Raw genomic sequence first — 17,071 nt, 5'->3', positions numbered from 1 at the left:
GTCATGCCTTGTGGACAAAGAGCGATAGCGTGAAGATTAAAACAAATTTGTTCAATTGTCGCCTGTATGCTTTGTCGCGATCTGCCTGGAGCAGCAGATTTGAATGGCCTGCAATCCGGATAAAGGCGGATTCTGTGAACCCTGTTGTTACCTCAGGCTCAGTCGTGCCCGGCTTCAGGTTGACCTCTATATTGCGACAATAACAGTACAAACCATTGTGCATTAACTGCCCTTATGCGCGTTGGCGCACCGACTCAGATTTGACCATCGTTCAGACTTTGTTCTACCGGTCAGTGCAATCTTGTACTGAAGGAACCTATAAGGAGGTCTTTTATGAACACGTACAGCGAACAGAATCGTGGTGTGAAACTCGACAAAGCGAACAAGGCCGATATGGACGATAAAATGGAAGCTACGCCAATAAAACCCGAAGCCAGTGCTAAAACGGAGCAGGCCGGGCCGTCAGCTGGTGGCAAAGTAAAGTGGCCGAAACAGGTTAAAGCTGCCAAAAGTCAGTGGGGCAAGCTCAGTGAAGCCGAAATACTGAGAAGCGACGGTGATCAGCAACAACTGAGTAGTCTGGTGCAACAGCGCTATCACATCGACCGCCATCTGGCTGATAAACAGGTTAAAACCTTTCTTGATCAGTGCAACCTTGCTTAGCAGGCGAGCAAACTGGTGAACAGGCTGTTATTTTCCTGCGTTAATGTGTGATATCGCACATTTGTCGCAGCAATATCAGGATATCTTAATAGTCTCAATACAGGAGCCCTGTTATGAAAGACCCTCAGGATTTTAACCCGTTTCAGCTGCGCAGCACCATGCAAAAACTGCGGGCCAATCGTCAGAACGGTCACAGTGATCACAATGGTCAGCAGGCACAGCGTGATGGAATAAACTGTGACGTGATGTTGCAGCGCGATATCTGGAGTCTGCAAAACGAACAATTGCAGCAGGAAAATAAGCGTTTGTTACTGGCATTGCAACAGGCCAGAATGGAGCTACAGCAACTGATGCGGGACAGTCAGTGTGATGCACTTACCGAAACCCTCAATCGCAGCATTATGCAGGATCGCATTCAGCAGGCTATCAGTATCGCCAAACGGCAACACAGTCTGTTTGCCCTGTTGTTTGTCGATCTGGATAACTTTAAACCCGTCAATGATCAGTTCGGCCACGGGGCTGGTGATGAGGTGCTTCAACTGGTCAGCGCACGCTTGCGTTCCGCTATTCGTGAAAGTGACGCCATCAGTCGCCACGGTGGTGATGAGTTTCTGTTACTGCTGAACACTATCAGCAAAAAAGAGGATGTGAAGCCATTTGTCAACAAGATGGCACATCTGTTGGCACAACCCTATCAGATAAAGAGTGGCAGTGTGTCTTTGTCAGCCAGCATTGGTGTGGCACTCTTCCCGGCAGATGGCAACAGTACTCAGGAACTGATCCATCATGCCGATACGGCCATGTATCGATGTAAAAAAGAACACACTGGATGCTCCCCCGCTTCGCTCTGAAAAAAGCTCCTGCTATGCGCGCCAGCGTACCGACAGCGTTGTGCCGTTGGGACATAGTAAGTCAGGGCGCAGGTTTCTGCGGCCCCCGACTATCAGGAGTTTCTAATGAAAACATTCATTGCCGCCCCGGTAACAATGATTCCCGCCTTGCTCAGCAAGCGGCTGCTGAAGCCAGGCTTGATGCTGGCCATTGTTGCAGTACTGATGACTGGCTGCGCCAGCTCTCTTAACGCTCCATCTGCTGAACTTGACGCCGCTGAGCGCGCCATAGGCAACGCCGAAAGATCACAGACTATTCGTTACACCAGTACAGAACTTAATGCTGCCCGCTCAGAGTTGACCGCTGCCCGCAATGCGGTGACAGCAAAGGATATGCTCCAGGCTCAGCGGCTGGCCCTGCAATCACAGGCCAGTGCCGAACTGGCACAGGCTCGTGCCGACCTGATAAAAGCTCAGGCCATTAATCAGGATATGCAACAAAGCATTGATGTATTACAGCAGGAAGTGCAACGCAACTTGTCAGGAGTAAGACCATGAACCACATAATACCCTTTGGCAAATCATTGCTGAGTATCGGTTTTGCCGCTGTCTTTGTGACCGCCTGTGCCAGTGCTCCGAAGATGCCCGACGGTGCTGCTGATGTACGCCAGCAACTCACACAGCTTCAAGGCGACAGGCAACTGGCGCTACTGGCTCCGCTGGCAATAAAAGAAGCCGAGCAGGCGGTAATCCTGGCCGAACAACCGGATAAAAACACTCAACTGACCCGTCACCGGGTGGTGATGGCAGAGCGTAAAGTGGCGATGGCCAGCACCCAGGCACAAACGCGCCTGTTGGAGTCTCAACGGGATGCGCTGAGCCAGCAACGTGATGATGTAAGACTCAACGCCCGCACTCTGGAAGCGAAGAGGGCCCGTGCGGATGCCAGCGATGCCCGTAGTGACGCCGAGCAGGCGCGCTCTCAGGCTAGTAGTGCTCAGGCAGAGGCCAGTGATGCCCGTATCGATTCAGCGCGGGCTAAACGGCAGGCGATGTTGGCTGAAAACCGTGAACAAAGCGCACTTTCTGAGGCCCGCTCTGCACGTCAACAGGCTGAAAGCTCTGATGCTGCCGCTGCTGAATTACGCACACAACTGGATGAACTCAATGCTAAACCTACGGAAAGAGGATTAGTGGTTACTCTGGGGGATGTGTTATTCGATACCGGTAAGGCTAATCTGAAAGTCAGCAGCAGTAATCATCTGCAAAAACTGGCCAAATTCTTAATGGCTTACCCTGAGCGTACGGCACAGATTGAAGGCCATACCGACGATGTTGGCAGTGATGCTTCCAACATGCTGCTGTCGCAACGTCGTGCGGAGACGGTGAAGACTTTCTTGCAGGCAAAGGGCGTAGCAGACAGTCGTCTGGATGTCACCGGTATGGGTGAAAGTACACCAATGGCCAGCAACTCAACAGTCGATGGCCGGGAGCAAAACCGGCGGGTGGAAGTAATTATTGCCAACGCCGTTGAGTTGGCGGATAAGCGTTAAGCGCGCTGGCGCACCGACCTGGCCGACCGAACCAGGCATTCTATAGCCAAGACAGCGGTACTCTTGCCGCTGTTGCATACAATCGGAGTTATTATGGAAAAGCCAACAGAAACAAATGCGGCTAAAAAAGAATTCAACAGTGGAGTGGATTCCGCGTCGGGCAGTATACATCGTGCTATCGACAATGTCGCGGAAGCGGGTTCACCGGCCATCAAACAGGTGACCGCCAGTGCACATAACACGGTGGATAAAATGGCAAGTGGTGTGAATCATGCCGCCGAGGCCATTTCAAAAAAAGGCATACAGTTGCAGCATCTGCAGCAGCAAGTAACCGAAGGCACCCGCGATCAGGTACGCAGCCACCCGTTGATGTCGCTTGGCGTCGCAGTGGCTGGCGGTATGCTTTTTAGCTGGTGGTTAAGCCATCGCCCCGGTGGGCATAATGCCAAGTGATTCTATTACAACACCCGCTGATGCGGGTGTTTCTTCAGTACCACCAGAGGTAACGGCTGAGTTGGTTGTATGGTGGCAGCAAGTCAGAGCGCTGGCCTGTGACCAACTGCAACTGCTGACGCTCGAGGGTCAGCGGGTGGCAAACAGCATGGTTGCGTTGCTGGTATTTGGTCTGATTGCAGGCTTGCTGGCCCTGACTGTGTGGTTTGGCGCACTGGCACAAATTATCATACTGGCACAGCATAGCCTGTTGTCGGCAGGTCAGGCTCTGGGGCTGGCGATGGTGGTTAATCTGTCGGGCTTGTGGTTTGTGCTGCGCCGCTGCCGCTATTACAGCAGCCTGTTACGTTTCCCGGCAACCATGCAGAGTCTGCGTCTGGCAGGTTCAGAACAGACCAGAGAGGTCGGATGATATGCAGCCCCGACAACTCAATCGAGAGATTGCTCAACTGGCGCAACAGTTACCGCAACAGCGCCTACAGTTGGGTGCGCAGACCCGCGCAGTCACCAAAGCGGTGCACAACAGGCTCAGCTCTCCGGCGGCGCTGGTCGTGGCAACCCTCAGCGGCGCGTTGCTTGGTTGGTGGTTATATCACCAGGACAACACCCCTTCCAACAACACTGACTCCAAAAACACCACCACGCGCAAACGTCTGACAGCCGTTGTAGCCTGGCTGCGCACTGTGTTTACCGCTTACATTATTCGTACATTTGTTTGAGTGGCGTTTCGGTTTTTGGCTCTGCGGGGGTATTTCTGGTAACTCAACACCGCTAAAACCGGTTTTTGTGCACAGGTGCGCTACGCCACGGATTCAGTCCTGTGTCGTGATAATGGCAGCAGACGATCTGTTTCGGACTTGACCACGCCATAGCATTCGCAGCTCAGTCGCTCCAGCTTCGCCCTGTCAGTGACAATAATATGGCCACGGCTGTAGTCAATCACGCCCTGTTTATGTAACCGGCCTGCGGCTTCGGTTACCCCTTCGCGGCGCACCCCCAGCATGTTGGCAATCAGCTCCTGGGTCATCACCAGATGATTATCCTTTAGCCTGTCCAAAGACAGTAATAACCAGCGGCAGAGCTGCTGGTCTATACTGTGGTGGCGGTTACAGACCGCGGTCTGGGCCATTTGAGTGATCAGTGCCTGTGAGTAGCGCAACATTAAATGCAGCAATTCTCCGTGGCGGTTAAACTCGGATTTGATGCGCTGACCAGGTAACCGATAGGCATAACCGGCACTTTGTACTAAAGCGCGGCTGGTGGTGCTCTCGCCGCCCATAAGCAGAGCTATACCAATCATACCATCGTGGCCGACCACGGATATTTCCGCCGATGCGCCATTTTCCATCACATAGAGCAGTGACACGATGCAATCGGTGGGAAAATAGACATAACGCAATACTTCGCCTGACTCATGCAGTACTTTGCCCAGTGGCATCTCAACCAGTTCCAGGTGTGGGAAAAGCCTTTCCTGCACTTCTGCACAGAGGGCTTTTAGTAACTGATTTTCCGTTGGCTGATGCTGTTTGGGATCAATGCACTGCTGTGATGCCAATTTAGGCATAACCTTATCCTTATCTGTGTGCAAAGAGATTGTCAGTATTAGGTAAGCAACGAATACGCTCTGTGCGATAACGCACATATAGTATCATCCGCTGCACATTTATCGCATCATAGTTTTCACTGATGTCACGCCGTTAATCCCATGGCCGGGCGCCCTTAATGCTTTTTGCTGAATTAACAGCGTCACTTAGGTGCACCACAACCTATAATATTTCAATCTTAACTCGCCGGTTTTTTACCTTTGCTGATGTATTTTCCTGACCTGGGATCTGCCTGTACAGCAGGCTGCAATTCAGATTCCTTTATGACTTACTTTGTGCGCTGATTGTCTGAGTGTCAGCTTGTGGCTCTCCGAGCATATTCCGGTAGTCGTCCAATCCCGCCTGATAGCATTCACAGGTAATACCCTGCAACGCCTGGCGATCCAGTATGCTGACCACGCCCCTGCTGTAACAGATAAGTTGTTGCTGTTGCATAATACCCGCAGCAACGGTTATGCCGCTACGACGCACGCCGAGCATACCCGCCAGAAACTGGTGGGTAAGGTAAAACTGACCGCTGTGTGCACGATCGTCGCTCATCAGTAACCAGCGCGCCAGACGCGGGGAGAGTTCATGAAAGTGAGCACAGGCTGCACTCTGGGCCAACTGAGCCAATTGTACAAACAGATATTGTTGTAGCACCCGTTGCAATTGGGGGCAGTGCAGTAAACATTGCTTCAAATCGGCAATAGCAATGCGCCATGCGGTCCCTTTGCCCTGCACCACCGCCTGCATCGGCGCGGTGCTGATACCCAGTGCCAGGGTCACGCCGAGCATGCCTTCATTGCCGATTAAGCCCATCTCCAGCGGTTTATGACCGTCCAGCCTGGTGACCAGCGAAATAAAACCACTAAGGGGAAAATACAGATAGCGGTAGGGTTGGTTTGGCTCACAAAGGACATCGGCGAACTGCAGTTTTACCACCTTACAATGTTGCAGCAAGAGCTGGCGTTCGTCCGGACTTAATAATTGCAGTAAATGATTGGTAATCACTGACGCCGTTTGAGCAGACATAGAAAAAGCCTTTAGCACTGGCTTATTGCTTTGATAAACAAGGCAGGTGCTGTGCAGCCTTGATGGGTCAATATAACGCCGCCAGCTAGCGGTTTCTGTGCGTTATGACACGGAATGGGGGTGATGACGTGACAGCGGCAACAGACGATCTGTTTCGGCTTTGACGACGCTGTAGCATTCGCAACTCAGTTGCTCCAGCCTGGCCCTGTCTGTGACAATAATATGGCCGCGGCTATAGTCAATCACACCTTGTCTGTGCAGACGGCCTGCAGCTTCCGTTACGCCTTCGCGGCGCACCCCCAGCATGTTGGCAATCAGCTCCTGAGTCATCACCAGATGATTGTCTTTAAGGCGATCCAGCGACAGCAACAACCAGCGACACAGTTGCTGCTCGATACTGTGATGGCGGTTGCAGACTGCGGTCTGGGCCATTTGGGTGATCAACGCCTGTGAGTAGCGCAGCATTAAATGCAGCATATCCCCGTGGCGGTTAAATTCGCTTTTCATGCGTTGGCCAGCTAAACGAGAGGCATAACCGGCACTTTGTACTATGGCGCGGCTGGTGGTACTCTCGCCGCCCATAATCAGGGCGACGCCAATCATACCATCGTGGCCGACCACGGATATTTCCGCTGACGCGCCATTTTCCATCACGTAGAGCAGTGACACGATGCAATCGGTGGGGAAATAGACATGGCGCAGTACATCGCCCGATTCATACAGTGCTTTGCCCAATGGCAACTCGACCAGCTCCAGATGTGGAAAAAGCCGCTCCTGCACATCTGCATCGAGGGCTTTGAGTAACTGATTTTCCGTTGGTTTATGCAGCTTAGGATCAACGCATTGCTGTGATGCCAGTTTGGGCATAACCTTTTCCTTATACCTATTATCCAGGGTGACGGGTATTCCTGTGTGCAAAGAGCCTGTCAGTATAGCTGAGTATAGGGCGCGCTCTGTACGGTACCGCACATAAAAATCAACACGCTCAGGCTTCCGCCATTATTTTATCTGCATCTTATTTTCTACCGACTTCACGCCGGTAACCTTGCGGGCCAGTCGCACGGCGGTATTAATGTCGGCTGTTGAACTGACGAAACCGCTTAGTTGTACTTCGCCTTTGAAGGTTTCAACATTAATTTCGGCCGATTCAAGCGCGTCGTTATTAAATATAGCGGCTTTTACTTTGGTGGTAATAACGGTGTCATCAACATATTCACCGGTACTTTCACTGGTTTCAGTTGCGCCGCAACCCAGCAATGTCAGGCTCAGCAGGCTAAGAAAAAATACCGCGTAGATATTACGTGTTTTCATGATCCGATTCTCACTTGTTTGATTAACTGGACTATCAGCTTAAGCCTGTCAGAAACACAGATCTGTGCGCCAGCGCACCCATGGCACAGTATTTGTTTGTTGTGTTATCCAGCGTACATACAGCCGCCCCGCAGTACTGCATAGTGAATGCTCTTGTACAGTTAACAGGTAGAAACCTATGTTAGAAACAGTGATTGTGGTACTGATTATTCTGTGGGCGCTGGGGTTGGTGTCATCCTATACCATGGGCGGCTTTATCCATATTTTGCTGGTGCTGGCACTGATAGTCATTGCCGTGCGGCTGATGCGGGGTCGCGGCGTCTGATTTGGACCTTGTTATTGCGTTATAGTATCGCCTGATCATTTTAATCAGGGATACTATGTTTTGAACATCCTTATTTTGGCGAATCAGGATCTGGCCAGTAATCTGGCACTGAATCTTTTGTTGCCGAGCCTTCAGAGACATACTCTGAGGGTTTTTTTATCTTCCAGAGTGGGTAAGCCCGGTGCGTTACCTGAACTGAAACGACTGAGGTTTTTTGAGCAGTCGCTGTGTAATGAAATGCTTTTCCCTCATTTGCCAGAACCAGGGCAGCGAGATGCGCAATATCTTTCGTTTTCTCAGTTTACGCCGCTTCTGACCTCCCCGGTGGAGATTGTTAATACTATTAATTCTGACGAAAGTCTCAGCCGGGTGTCGGCCCTGAAGCCGGATCTGATCTTAAGTATCCGCTATGGCGGCATCCTGAAAGATCCTTTGCTGGCGATACCCAAACAGGGCGTGATTAATCTTCATTCTGGCCTGCTGCCGGATTATCGTGGGGTGATGGCCACATTCTGGGCCATGCTCAATGGTGAGCGTGAAATCGGTACCACCTGCCATTTTATCGAGGATGATAGCATCGACACCGGTGGTGTTATTTCTGCTTGCCGTCTGACGGTGCATTCTGAGCGCTCTTACCTCTGGCATGTACTGCAATTGTACACCGGTGGCTGTGAGTTATTGCTGGATGCAGTAGAGCGTATCGCTTATGGTGAAAAGCCTGTTGCCAGACCTCAATCCACCAAAGGCGGATATTTCAGTTTTCCGCAAGCTGAGGATTTTACCGCTTTTTCACAAAAGGGCCTGAAGCTGGTGGATGAGGAAGAAATGCTGGAATTTTTTAAGCATTATTACTATTGAACAGCAAAAAGCCGCTTATCGCGGCTTTTTAATACCGAAACCTGCGGTTTTTTGTTCAATCAGTCAGAGCCCCTGAGATGTCGATAGAGGCTGTTCAGGAGCGTATTCTGATGATCTGAGTTATATCGCCAGAACATCACCCCGGCCAGATTATTGTCCAGCACATACTGGCTTTTGTGGCGCAGAGATTCACTGTCTTCGTAACTTATCAGTATCTTTTTCTCCGGGTTCCAGAGCCATGGCACTTTGGCTGTATCATCCCAATGCCGTTCGTAGCCATTTTTTCCGATTAAATTATTGTGCAGGTTTTTATAACTGCCGCCACCAAGTTCAAGGGTGTTGCTGTTGCCGGGCTGGAACAGGCCGTTGTTGTCGTCGCTGACCTGCATCCACATGCGGCCGTAGAAAGGTACACCAAGCACCAGTTTATTTGCCGGTACACCTGCTTTGATGTGCTGCTTTACTGCATTATCGGCGGAGTTCTGAGTACCATCAGATGGGTGACTGAACAGCCCTGCGTGGTGGCCGGTAATGGCTCCGTCAGAGGGAAAGTTGTAGTCATACGCCATGATATTGATATAGTCGAGATACTGCTGCCACTGCCCCAGTTCAGCTTTTTCAACATAATCGCTGAATCCGCCGCTGGCGATCGTCAGTAACAAGGGGCGATTAACTTCCTGCTCCAGTTTATCCAGCGCCTGGCGTAACTGGCGCAACAATATCGTGAAATTCTGCCCATCTTCGCCCCGAAAGGTATTACCGGCGCCGACCAGGCCGGGGTACTCCCAATCAATGTCCAGGCCATCGAGTTGATGACGACGGACGAATTCAATGGCACTGCGGATAAATTTTTGTCTGGAGGCGGGTTCAGCTGCCATATCAGAAAAGGTATCTGACCAGGTCCAGCCGCCGATAGAGGAGAGTATTCTGAGCTCAGGATTGCGCTCTTTCAGGCTATGCAGCTGCTGGTAGTTTTGTTGATCAAATTCAAAGCCCTCGGTCAATTTGCCATCTACAATCCTGGAAAATGCATAGTTAATATGGGTCAGTTTCTCAGCGGCAATCTGATCGGTATCTAATTCCGGCCCCGGATTAAATATGTAGCCAATGATGACGGTGCCTGGCACGTTATCCTGCGCATCATCATCAGCGGCGTTTGCTGCATATGATGAGAGTAAAATGATCAGGCTTAAAAAAAGCGATGCCATTAACCGTGTGTACATTGTCAGATCCTTTTATGGTTTTCAATTTGTCCGTGTTTACCCGGGCTCTGGGTATCAACAAGACTCAGTATGTCAGTTGGCACACGAAACAGTACCTGCAGAATAGGTGCTGAACCTGATTCAATTGATGATGTCCTGAATCTGGCGTATCAGTGCTTCACCGGCGCTAAAGCAGAGGCTGTCTTCGGTAAGGGTATTCTCCCTTGTCACCCCATCTACACTGCCTTTATCCGACAGATACTGAAGAATATCCAGCGGTTTTATCGTACTGAGCAGGTCCACCTGCTTTATCTGACCGAGCAGTGCGAGAATGCCATAGGCTGCCCAGTTAGATACATCCGCCAGAATTAACTCATCACATTCGGTGCGTGCCGGCACAATATCCAGTTTCTGTAGCGCAGAGAAAACGTTGCCCATGCCAATTTCATTGCCACCGTCACCGATGCCAATAGTCGGGCAGGGCGCATCAATAAGAAAATAGTCGAAGCAGGCGCAGCGCTCACTGATATCTTCACCGCGCATATTATGATATCGACCATTCTCAGCCAGGCCAGGTCGCTCGATGGAGAGCACCAGGCTGGGCTTAAGCCTGGCTAAAACTTGCCGGGTTTCACTGCGGGCCTGCTCCAGGGCATTCACGCTGAGTTCAATGGCTCTGAAGTCCTCTCGTATCGCCCCAAACAACGGTTTACCACACGCAATATACGGCTGATACTCCAACCGTTCAAGAGCCTGATATAACGCAATGGCACCAACCGGACCGTCGGTCTCGAAGGTATGGGTAACAGGAAAACCGGTACCGATGATCATTGTACCGCTGTTGTTGGCAATAAGTTGTGCACTGCGCAGCAGATAACCGGGTTTAAGGTGCTGGCGCAAGGGCTGCATACCGCGCAGGTTGCGCTGCACCAACAATGCCTCGATTTTCTCACTCAGCGCCTGCAGATTAGTCATGCTCACGTTCCAGTTGCCGCAGCAGTCGTGTCAGTCTGGCCTGATGCAGGTGCAACAGATTATGAGCCAGTTCGATACTCACCGGTTTAAAGGATATCCTGGTGCCCGGCCCCCACTGTGCGAGGCTGGCGCAGTCTAGAGACAATACCGAACCCAGCTTGGGGTAGCCGCCAATGGTCTGGCGATCGTTTAATAATACGATCGGCTGGCCATCGGCAGGGACCTGCACGGCACCTAAAGCAATGCCTTCAGATAACATGCTGTTTAAGCCTGAAGGAATCGCCGGGCCAGACAAGCGATAGCCCATACGGTCAGCCTGAGGGCTGATTTTATACTCACTGGCAAAGAAACGCTGCCGGCTCGTATCAGTAAAGTCCTGATACTGATACCCGGTGATTAGCCGTAACGGGTGCATTGCCCCATAGTCGGGAATGGCGGACTCAGGCAGCGCGCGGCAACGGGCTGACTCAGCAGATTGACCCACCGCCAGCTTGTCTCCCTGTTGCAGTTTGCCACCACGTAGTCCGCCAATACTTTCGCGCAGTACCGTGCTGGTGCTGCCAAACTCCGTTTCTACGTTAAAGCCGCCGCCTACCGCCAGATAATTGCGCAGACCCTGACCGGGCTGGCCAAGCTCTATAGTCTGGCCACGTTTAACCTGATGGCTTTGCCACAGAGCGTGACCGGCACCATCGATATTAACAGGGGATACCGCACCGGTAACTGCAATTATGCAGTCACATTCCGCCTTGAGGCTAAGGTTGCCCAATGTGGTTTCAATAACCGTAGCATTACTGCTATTTCCGACCAGGGCGTTAGCCAGGTTAAACGCAAAAGGATCCATCGGCCCGCCAGTGGTGAGGCCCAGATGGGCCTTTCCAAATCGCCCCTGATCAGTGAGCAGTGACAACAGTCCCGGGTTTTCAATCACGAGTTGATTCATCTGAATGCTTCCACTTTACCGCCGAGGCGAAGGAATTCGTCTTTATCAATGGCATAAAACTGCACAGTGTCACCTACAGCCACCGGCATAGGGGACTGAGCCGATTTATCAAACATCGGATGAGGACACAGACCAATCAGATTCCAGCCACCGGGAGAAGGAGCCGGATACACTGCGGTCTGACGATCGGCGATGGCAACGGCGCCGGTAGGTACCTTTTTGCGTGGCGTCGCAAGCCGTGGTGCAGCGATACGTTCATCCACTTCGCCCAGGTAGGCAAAGCCGGGGGCAAACCCTATGGCATATACCCGGTATTGGCTTTGCTGATGCAGTTCAATGACGTTGTCGGTACTGAGCCCGGCATTGTCTGCCAGTCTGGTCAGATCAGGCCCGGATTCTTCGCTGTACCAGACCGGTAGTTTTACCAGCCGGGTATTGCCGCTGTCGCTTTGCTGATTGAGCTGTTGGCTCAACAGTTGTGTAAGCTGAAAGCGAACGGCAAAGTGATCGGTTTTCAGGGGCTGATACTGAACCAGGATGGAATTGTATGAGGGAACCAGATCCACCAGTGCATCACCCAGTGTCGCTTTGATTTGTGGCAGCAGTGCACTAATAGTAGCCGCCAGCTTGGGGCTCACCTGATCACCCAGGTAAACTATTAGCGCGCCTTCTCCGGCAATATCTATGCGCGGTGTCATCATGGCAGCAAATCCCGGATTTGCTTTACCATGGCAACAGCGTGGGGGTTGTCACCATGTACGCACAGTGTATCAGGATTAAGGCTTAGCCTGGCGCCACTTGAGGTGATCACGACCCCCTCACTGGCGAGCAAAGAGACCTGTTCCAGGGTTTGCTGTGAATCCAGTACGGCATCTGGCAGGCTGCGCGGGCTTAAACGTCCGTCATCCAGATAGCGGCGATCGGCGAAGGCTTCAAACAGTAAACCGACGCCTGCTTTTTCAGCCTTATCCCGGTATGTTTGTGCTTCATTGGTGGCCAATAGCATCAGTTTTAACGGTTGCGGAAAACGACCGATGGCGTCAAGCACAGCATCGAACACGGCCTCTTTGGCCATCATGTCGTTATACAGCGCCCCGTGAGGCTTTACATAGCTGATGTGTTGCTCCTGTACGGTGGCCATTCCTGCCAGCGCACCAATCTGATAATGCAACAGATTAACAATTTCATCATGGGTATGTGCCATGGAGCGGCGTCCGAAACCCTGTAAATCGGGGTAAGCCGGATGAGCACCAATTTCAATATTATGCACTTTAGCCAGTGCCAGGGTATGTTGCATCACATCCGGGTCGCCAGCGTGAAAGCCACAGGCAATGTTGGCCTGATCAATATACGCCATGACCTGATCGTCGAGGCCCATTTTCCAGTTACCGAAGCTTTCGCCCAAATCGCAGTTTAATAACATGCTTCGCCTCTCAAAGTACCGATAGTTTGCTGTTGGGAATATCTGTTATCAGCATACAACCAGGGCTGTGGGTAATGCAAAAAGGCGGTTTAGCCTTAGCGATGGCCAGTTGCGGTGTGACACCACAGGCCCAGAATACGGGTAACTCGCCGTCTCTGATGCTGACAGGATCGCCAAAATCCGGTTTGTTGATGTCTTCAATACCAATCAATGCCGGGTCACCCAGATGCACCGGTGCGCCGTGCACAGAAGGAAATCGGCTGCAGATCTGGATCGCCCGGATAGCGGCGGCTGCGGGCATCGGGCGCATACTGACCACCATGTTACCGCTGAACCGACCCGCAGGTGTACAGGGCATGCTGGTGCGATACATCGGTACATTGACCCTTTCGGTAATATTGCGGATCTCCAGTCCGTCAGCCAGCAAGGCCTCTTCAAAGGAAAAGGAGCAGCCAAGCATAAAGGTGACCAGATCATCGCGCCATACCTCCAACAGGTTGTTAACCTGCGTTGTTGGTTGACCCTGCTCAAACAGCTGGTAGGCGGGTATATCGGTGCGTATATCCACATCCTCGCCGGCATCGCTGATGATATAATCACCGGGTTCAGCAGCCATACCAATTAACGGGCAGGGTTTTGGATTGGCCTGGCAAAAGCGCAGAAACTCATTGGCATAGTCAGCCGGAAGAATCGCCAGATTGCATTGCACGAATCCGGCGGCCTGTCCGGACGTATTGCCCTGATGTGCGCCACTGCGTATCTGCTGGCGCAGTGCATAAGGCGTTAAGGATGAAGCGGACGGGACTGACACGATAGACTCCTCAAAAAACCATAATCAATAAGGCATTTACAGGCGAATAAATTAGCATAAACGGACTACGAATACTTTACCTTTATTCCCTTGTTTTTTTAGAATAATCTATTTTAAGGTTATCTCTGGTGGATGTTTTTCTGCCCAATAGCGGTAAAACAAGAGCACACAGCCCACCCACTGCCAATGACAGTACCATGTCTGTCCGGGTCTGATTTCAGCACCCCGTATTATTGTTTTTGTGACAAAGGACCGTTGCCATATTCGTTACACAATGGTAGAAGTTCAGGCCTCAGTACTGCTGTAGTAATATGGAAACTAATCAGGGATACACATTATGGGAAAAGTTCCCTCCTTCATACTCTGTTGTCTGTTATCGACCAATGTATACGCTGACCCGGCTTTTGACTATTATGAAGCTGCCCTAAAACTTGCGGAACAACAAGATTTTGCAGCCAGCGAAATTGAACTGCGCAACAGTCTGCAACATGACCCGGACTATCTGCCTGCCCGTTTGCTGTTAGGCGATATATTACTGGCTGAAGGAAAGGCGGCAGCGGCGGAAAGTGCTTACAGCACCGCGCTGAAAATGAATGCAGACAGCCGCACTGTGGTGCTTAAACTGGCCGAAGCCAGATTAATGTTGTACCGCCATCAACAAGTGCGGTCATTGTTGCTGGAGCATCCGGAGCTGGCCGAACAGGCTGATTACCATTATTTTCTCGGGCAAACCTATCAGGCTGAGAGCAAGACTGAACAAAGTCGCGCTTTGTACGAAAAAGCACTTGAGCTGGAACCCTTACGGGCAGATATCCTTACCGCAATAGCGGAATCATTGTTTGACGGTAATCAACTGGATCCGGCCCGTCAACAGGTCGCAGCGGCACTCAAGCAACAACCAGACTACTACCCGGCCTTGCTTCTCAGCGCTGCATTACACCGTCTTGACCGACAGCCTGAGAAAGCCTTGTCACTGTATCAGCAGGCTGCGGATGTGCAGAAGGACAATGAGCAGGCGGTGTTGGGAGAGGTTATGGTGCTCACAGAGCTTGGTAATCTGTCTTCAGCCCTGACCAGAGTACTGGCATTTCGTGAGCAGTATCCGCAAAATCCCTATGCTAAATTGTTACATTCCACCATTATTGCTCAGCAGAAGGATGATCGTCTGGCCAGACAGTTGCTGGTGGACGTGCAACATCAGCTGAGTGGAATTGATGAGCAAAACAAAAAAATCAAGGAAATTAGTTTTCTCAGTGCGGTAGTGGATTATGCCAATGGCCATCAGGACACTGCCGCGAGAGGCTTTAAGCGTTTTATCCGGGAGTTTGGCGATAACGCCACCGCTTACCGTTACCTGAGTATGCTGGCTCTGCAGGACAATGATCTGGAATCGGCCAGATCCTATGTTGACCAGGCGCTGGCCATGTCAGCGACAGACGTACAGCTATACCGCCTGGCGGCATCGGTATATCGTGCACTGGGAGAGACGGATAAGAGCCTGAGCTTGCTGGAGACAGGGCGACAGAAGTTTCCTCAGGATCCCTTGCTTCAGCAGCAGTTGCTGGAGGCGCTGATCAATGAAAATCAGCTGCAAAGTGCACTGCAGGTATTGCGTGCGCAGCAAGGCGAAGATCTTAAGTCACAGGTTATGCTGGGTTTTTTGCAATTACAGAACGGTTTGTCAGAACAAGCCTGGGAGACGACTCAGAAATTGCTGAATCAGCACCCCGGCAAAGTTGAGGTGCTGCAATTGGCGGGGGAGCTCTCATTGCGGGCCGCGCAAATACCTGAGGCGATCAGGTTTTTTCGGCAGGCGATCGAGCTGGCGCCCGAGTTTAAGGCTGCGTGGTTGGGCCTGGCTGGCATTTATCTGAATCAGGGCAAGGTGGCCGAGGTTGAAAAAGCCTACACCAGCATTTTGGCTTTTGCACCAGAGGATGTCACCACGGTTAAGTTATACGCCGATCTTGCCATCAGCAACCAGAATACTCCCCTGGCTGTCAGGCTGCTTGAGTCAGTCACCGAAAAAGATAACTATGATGCTAACCGGGCGTTGCTGGAGCTGTATATTCAGGATTCTCAGCTGGGAAAGGCCAGTGCATTGCTGAAAAGAATGATGCAACACAGTCGTCTGGATCCTAAGTTGCTGCTGGCCAGGGCACGCCTGGAGGAAAATGAAGGCAAATTGAACGCCGCCGCTGAAACGCTTAAGGCAGTGTACGGCTTACTCTATGATGATGCGCGCAGATTGCAAACAGTCGCTCACCGGCAGATCGATATAAGGGATCTTGAGGGCGCCGGGCACACTCTTGCCCGGGTCAGAAAGTTGCTCAGTAACGGGCAAAACCCCGATGACTATCTGATTGCCAGGCTGGCGCTGGCAAAAGGCGATGCTGAAGCGGCTTTAACCCTGATTGATCAGGTCTTACAGCAGCAGGATGGGGATCCCAGAATGCTGGAACTAAAAGCTTATGCACTGCAAGCCAGCGGCGCGTCGCAACAGGCTCTGGACATTTTTGCAACGCTTTATGCCCGGCAGCCATTGCGTCAGCATATGCAAAGGCTGGCTCAGCTGTATACCGCGCTCGGGCAGGCTGATGCGGCGACAGACCTGTTAGAGGGCTGGCTAGAAAAAACACCTGAAGATGCCTGGGCGGTAGCTCAGCTGAGCAGTATGGCGGCCAGACAAGGTGATATCCCCGGTGCGATCTCTGTACTTGAAAATTATCCGCAGTTAAACCAGAACCCGCTCTTTCTCAATAATCTGGCTTATTACTATATTGACACAGATTTGCAAAAGGCCCTTGAATACGCCTCTGAGGCCAGTGGGCAGGCCCCGCAAGTGGCGGCATTCAATGATACTCTTGGCTGGATCCATACTAAACTCGGTCAGCCCGCTCAGGGGCTTAAGCTGCTGCGTCAGGCTCATGCCAGTGATAGCAGGAATGCCGATATCTTGTATCATTTAGCTTACACCTTAGCCGAACTCGGGCAGCTGGCTCAGGCCCGTAAAATGTTGCTTGAAGCTGAGCAGATTGCGCCAGAATCCCCTCTGGCGAAGCAAGTTAAATTCATGTTGGAAGAATAATATGCAGCCAGATCGGGC

General features: G+C 51.6%; 20 protein-coding genes. 10 read left to right on the top strand and 10 right to left on the bottom strand.

Going from position 1 to position 17,071, the window contains the following annotated elements; translation table 11 throughout:
- The first annotated feature begins 333 nt into the window (after positions 1-333).
- The 7 genes from CDA54_RS08815 (at position 334) to CDA54_RS08785 (ending at position 4,218) form a co-directional block, all read left to right on the top strand.
- Entirely contained in the window at positions 334-663 is a 330-nt protein-coding gene (locus tag CDA54_RS08815; protein WP_218962391.1) for a hypothetical protein, read from the top strand.
- A gap of 113 nt (positions 664-776) precedes the next feature.
- Complete coding sequence (locus CDA54_RS08810; protein WP_099034629.1) at positions 777-1,514, top strand: GGDEF domain-containing protein; 738 nt, start codon at positions 777-779, stop codon at positions 1,512-1,514.
- Between the two features lie 105 nt (positions 1,515-1,619).
- On the top strand, positions 1,620-2,051 hold the full coding sequence (locus CDA54_RS08805; protein WP_099034628.1) for a DUF4398 domain-containing protein: 432 nt from the start codon (positions 1,620-1,622) through the stop codon (positions 2,049-2,051).
- On the top strand, positions 2,048-3,046 hold the full coding sequence (locus CDA54_RS08800; RefSeq protein ID WP_099034627.1) for an OmpA family protein: 999 nt from the start codon (positions 2,048-2,050) through the stop codon (positions 3,044-3,046). The genes CDA54_RS08805 and CDA54_RS08800 overlap by 4 nt, the downstream gene beginning before the upstream one ends.
- A gap of 93 nt (positions 3,047-3,139) precedes the next feature.
- A complete protein-coding gene (locus CDA54_RS19705) occupies positions 3,140-3,499 on the top strand; it encodes a hypothetical protein (RefSeq protein WP_218962390.1) in 360 nt (119 codons plus the stop codon).
- A complete protein-coding gene (locus CDA54_RS08790) occupies positions 3,489-3,911 on the top strand; it encodes a hypothetical protein (RefSeq protein ID WP_099034626.1) in 423 nt (140 codons plus the stop codon). The genes CDA54_RS19705 and CDA54_RS08790 overlap by 11 nt, the downstream gene beginning before the upstream one ends.
- A gap of 1 nt (position 3,912) precedes the next feature.
- Entirely contained in the window at positions 3,913-4,218 is a 306-nt protein-coding gene (locus CDA54_RS08785; protein WP_099034625.1) for a hypothetical protein, read from the top strand.
- A gap of 80 nt (positions 4,219-4,298) precedes the next feature.
- Here the strand turns inward: CDA54_RS08785 and CDA54_RS08780 are convergent, their stop codons facing one another.
- The 4 genes from CDA54_RS08780 to CDA54_RS08765 all read right to left on the bottom strand — a co-directional run bounded on the left by CDA54_RS08780 (position 4,299) and on the right by CDA54_RS08765 (position 7,428).
- The gene (locus CDA54_RS08780) at positions 4,299-5,063 is read right to left on the bottom strand and encodes a Crp/Fnr family transcriptional regulator (protein ID WP_099034624.1); all 765 of its coding nucleotides are present in this window, start codon (positions 5,061-5,063) and stop codon (positions 4,299-4,301) included.
- 301 nt (positions 5,064-5,364) lie between these two features.
- Positions 5,365-6,117 carry a Crp/Fnr family transcriptional regulator gene (locus CDA54_RS08775; protein WP_099034623.1) on the bottom strand — a complete coding sequence of 251 codons (753 nt, stop codon included), beginning with the start codon at positions 6,115-6,117 and terminating at the stop codon, positions 5,365-5,367.
- Between the two features lie 102 nt (positions 6,118-6,219).
- Positions 6,220-6,984, bottom strand: coding sequence for a Crp/Fnr family transcriptional regulator (locus CDA54_RS08770; RefSeq protein WP_099034622.1), 765 nt, complete (start codon positions 6,982-6,984; stop codon positions 6,220-6,222).
- 132 nt (positions 6,985-7,116) lie between these two features.
- Positions 7,117-7,428, bottom strand: coding sequence for a BON domain-containing protein (locus tag CDA54_RS08765; protein WP_099034621.1), 312 nt, complete (start codon positions 7,426-7,428; stop codon positions 7,117-7,119).
- Between the two features lie 178 nt (positions 7,429-7,606).
- On the opposite strand from CDA54_RS08765, the gene CDA54_RS19455 reads away from it, so the two are divergent.
- On the top strand, positions 7,607-7,753 hold the full coding sequence (locus tag CDA54_RS19455) for a lmo0937 family membrane protein (RefSeq protein ID WP_143452276.1): 147 nt from the start codon (positions 7,607-7,609) through the stop codon (positions 7,751-7,753).
- Positions 7,754-7,813: 60 nt separating this feature from the next.
- Positions 7,814-8,611: a formyl transferase gene (locus tag CDA54_RS08760; RefSeq protein WP_099034620.1), complete on the top strand. Its 798-nt coding sequence runs from the start codon at positions 7,814-7,816 to the stop codon at positions 8,609-8,611.
- A gap of 59 nt (positions 8,612-8,670) precedes the next feature.
- Here CDA54_RS08760 and CDA54_RS08755 read toward each other — a convergent pair whose 3' ends face one another.
- The 6 genes from CDA54_RS08755 to CDA54_RS08730 form a co-directional block, all read right to left on the bottom strand.
- On the bottom strand, positions 8,671-9,834 hold the full coding sequence (locus CDA54_RS08755) for a glycoside hydrolase family 18 protein (RefSeq protein WP_099034619.1): 1,164 nt from the start codon (positions 9,832-9,834) through the stop codon (positions 8,671-8,673).
- Positions 9,835-9,954: 120 nt separating this feature from the next.
- On the bottom strand, positions 9,955-10,788 hold the full coding sequence (locus tag CDA54_RS08750) for a DUF4392 domain-containing protein (RefSeq protein WP_099034618.1): 834 nt from the start codon (positions 10,786-10,788) through the stop codon (positions 9,955-9,957).
- Positions 10,781-11,731: a 5-oxoprolinase subunit C family protein gene (locus tag CDA54_RS08745; RefSeq protein WP_099034617.1), complete on the bottom strand. Its 951-nt coding sequence runs from the start codon at positions 11,729-11,731 to the stop codon at positions 10,781-10,783. The genes CDA54_RS08750 and CDA54_RS08745 overlap by 8 nt, the downstream gene beginning before the upstream one ends.
- Positions 11,728-12,432, bottom strand: a complete 705-nt coding sequence (gene pxpB, locus CDA54_RS08740) for a 5-oxoprolinase subunit PxpB (RefSeq protein WP_244903105.1) — start codon at positions 12,430-12,432, stop codon at positions 11,728-11,730. Before pxpB ends, CDA54_RS08745 begins: the two co-directional genes overlap by 4 nt.
- A complete protein-coding gene (locus CDA54_RS08735) occupies positions 12,429-13,154 on the bottom strand; it encodes a 5-oxoprolinase subunit PxpA (protein ID WP_099034616.1) in 726 nt (241 codons plus the stop codon). Before CDA54_RS08735 ends, pxpB begins: the two co-directional genes overlap by 4 nt.
- Positions 13,155-13,164: 10 nt before the next feature.
- Complete coding sequence (locus tag CDA54_RS08730) at positions 13,165-13,965, bottom strand: putative hydro-lyase (RefSeq protein ID WP_099034615.1); 801 nt, start codon at positions 13,963-13,965, stop codon at positions 13,165-13,167.
- A 337-nt stretch (positions 13,966-14,302) separates the two neighbouring features.
- Here CDA54_RS08730 and prsT point away from each other — a divergent pair, with 337 nt between their 5' ends.
- Positions 14,303-17,053, top strand: coding sequence for an XrtA/PEP-CTERM system TPR-repeat protein PrsT (prsT, locus tag CDA54_RS08725; protein ID WP_099034614.1), 2,751 nt, complete (start codon positions 14,303-14,305; stop codon positions 17,051-17,053).
- The last annotated feature ends 18 nt before the right edge of the window (positions 17,054-17,071 follow it).

It is taken from the genome of Lacimicrobium alkaliphilum, assembly GCF_002591895.1.
Lineage (GTDB): Bacteria > Pseudomonadota > Gammaproteobacteria > Enterobacterales > Alteromonadaceae > Lacimicrobium > Lacimicrobium alkaliphilum.
Note: the sequence above shows the minus strand (reverse complement) of the source record. Positions and strands in the feature narration are given on the sequence as shown.

Excerpts from the sequence above, each read along its gene's own strand:
- CDA54_RS08785 (WP_099034625.1), top strand. The coding sequence starts at position 3,913 with ATGCAGCCCCGACAACTCAATCGAGAGATTGCTCAACTGGCGCAACAG.
- CDA54_RS19705 (WP_218962390.1), top strand. The coding sequence starts at position 3,140 with ATGGAAAAGCCAACAGAAACAAATGCGGCTAAAAAAGAATTCAACAGT.
- CDA54_RS08805 (WP_099034628.1), top strand. The coding sequence starts at position 1,620 with ATGAAAACATTCATTGCCGCCCCGGTAACAATGATTCCCGCCTTGCTC.
- CDA54_RS08765 (WP_099034621.1), bottom strand. The coding sequence starts at position 7,428 with ATGAAAACACGTAATATCTACGCGGTATTTTTTCTTAGCCTGCTGAGC.
- CDA54_RS08815 (WP_218962391.1), top strand. The coding sequence starts at position 334 with ATGAACACGTACAGCGAACAGAATCGTGGTGTGAAACTCGACAAAGCG.
- CDA54_RS08755 (WP_099034619.1), bottom strand. The coding sequence starts at position 9,834 with ATGTACACACGGTTAATGGCATCGCTTTTTTTAAGCCTGATCATTTTA.
- CDA54_RS19455 (WP_143452276.1), top strand. The coding sequence starts at position 7,607 with ATGTTAGAAACAGTGATTGTGGTACTGATTATTCTGTGGGCGCTGGGG.
- prsT (WP_099034614.1), top strand. The coding sequence starts at position 14,303 with ATGGGAAAAGTTCCCTCCTTCATACTCTGTTGTCTGTTATCGACCAAT.
- CDA54_RS08810 (WP_099034629.1), top strand. The coding sequence starts at position 777 with ATGAAAGACCCTCAGGATTTTAACCCGTTTCAGCTGCGCAGCACCATG.
- CDA54_RS08770 (WP_099034622.1), bottom strand. The coding sequence starts at position 6,984 with ATGCCCAAACTGGCATCACAGCAATGCGTTGATCCTAAGCTGCATAAA.
- CDA54_RS08745 (WP_099034617.1), bottom strand. The coding sequence starts at position 11,731 with ATGAATCAACTCGTGATTGAAAACCCGGGACTGTTGTCACTGCTCACT.
- CDA54_RS08790 (WP_099034626.1), top strand. The coding sequence starts at position 3,489 with ATGCCAAGTGATTCTATTACAACACCCGCTGATGCGGGTGTTTCTTCA.
- pxpB (WP_244903105.1), bottom strand. The coding sequence starts at position 12,432 with ATGATGACACCGCGCATAGATATTGCCGGAGAAGGCGCGCTAATAGTT.
- CDA54_RS08750 (WP_099034618.1), bottom strand. The coding sequence starts at position 10,788 with ATGACTAATCTGCAGGCGCTGAGTGAGAAAATCGAGGCATTGTTGGTG.
- CDA54_RS08775 (WP_099034623.1), bottom strand. The coding sequence starts at position 6,117 with ATGTCTGCTCAAACGGCGTCAGTGATTACCAATCATTTACTGCAATTA.
- CDA54_RS08780 (WP_099034624.1), bottom strand. The coding sequence starts at position 5,063 with ATGCCTAAATTGGCATCACAGCAGTGCATTGATCCCAAACAGCATCAG.
- CDA54_RS08735 (WP_099034616.1), bottom strand. The coding sequence starts at position 13,154 with ATGTTATTAAACTGCGATTTGGGCGAAAGCTTCGGTAACTGGAAAATG.
- CDA54_RS08800 (WP_099034627.1), top strand. The coding sequence starts at position 2,048 with ATGAACCACATAATACCCTTTGGCAAATCATTGCTGAGTATCGGTTTT.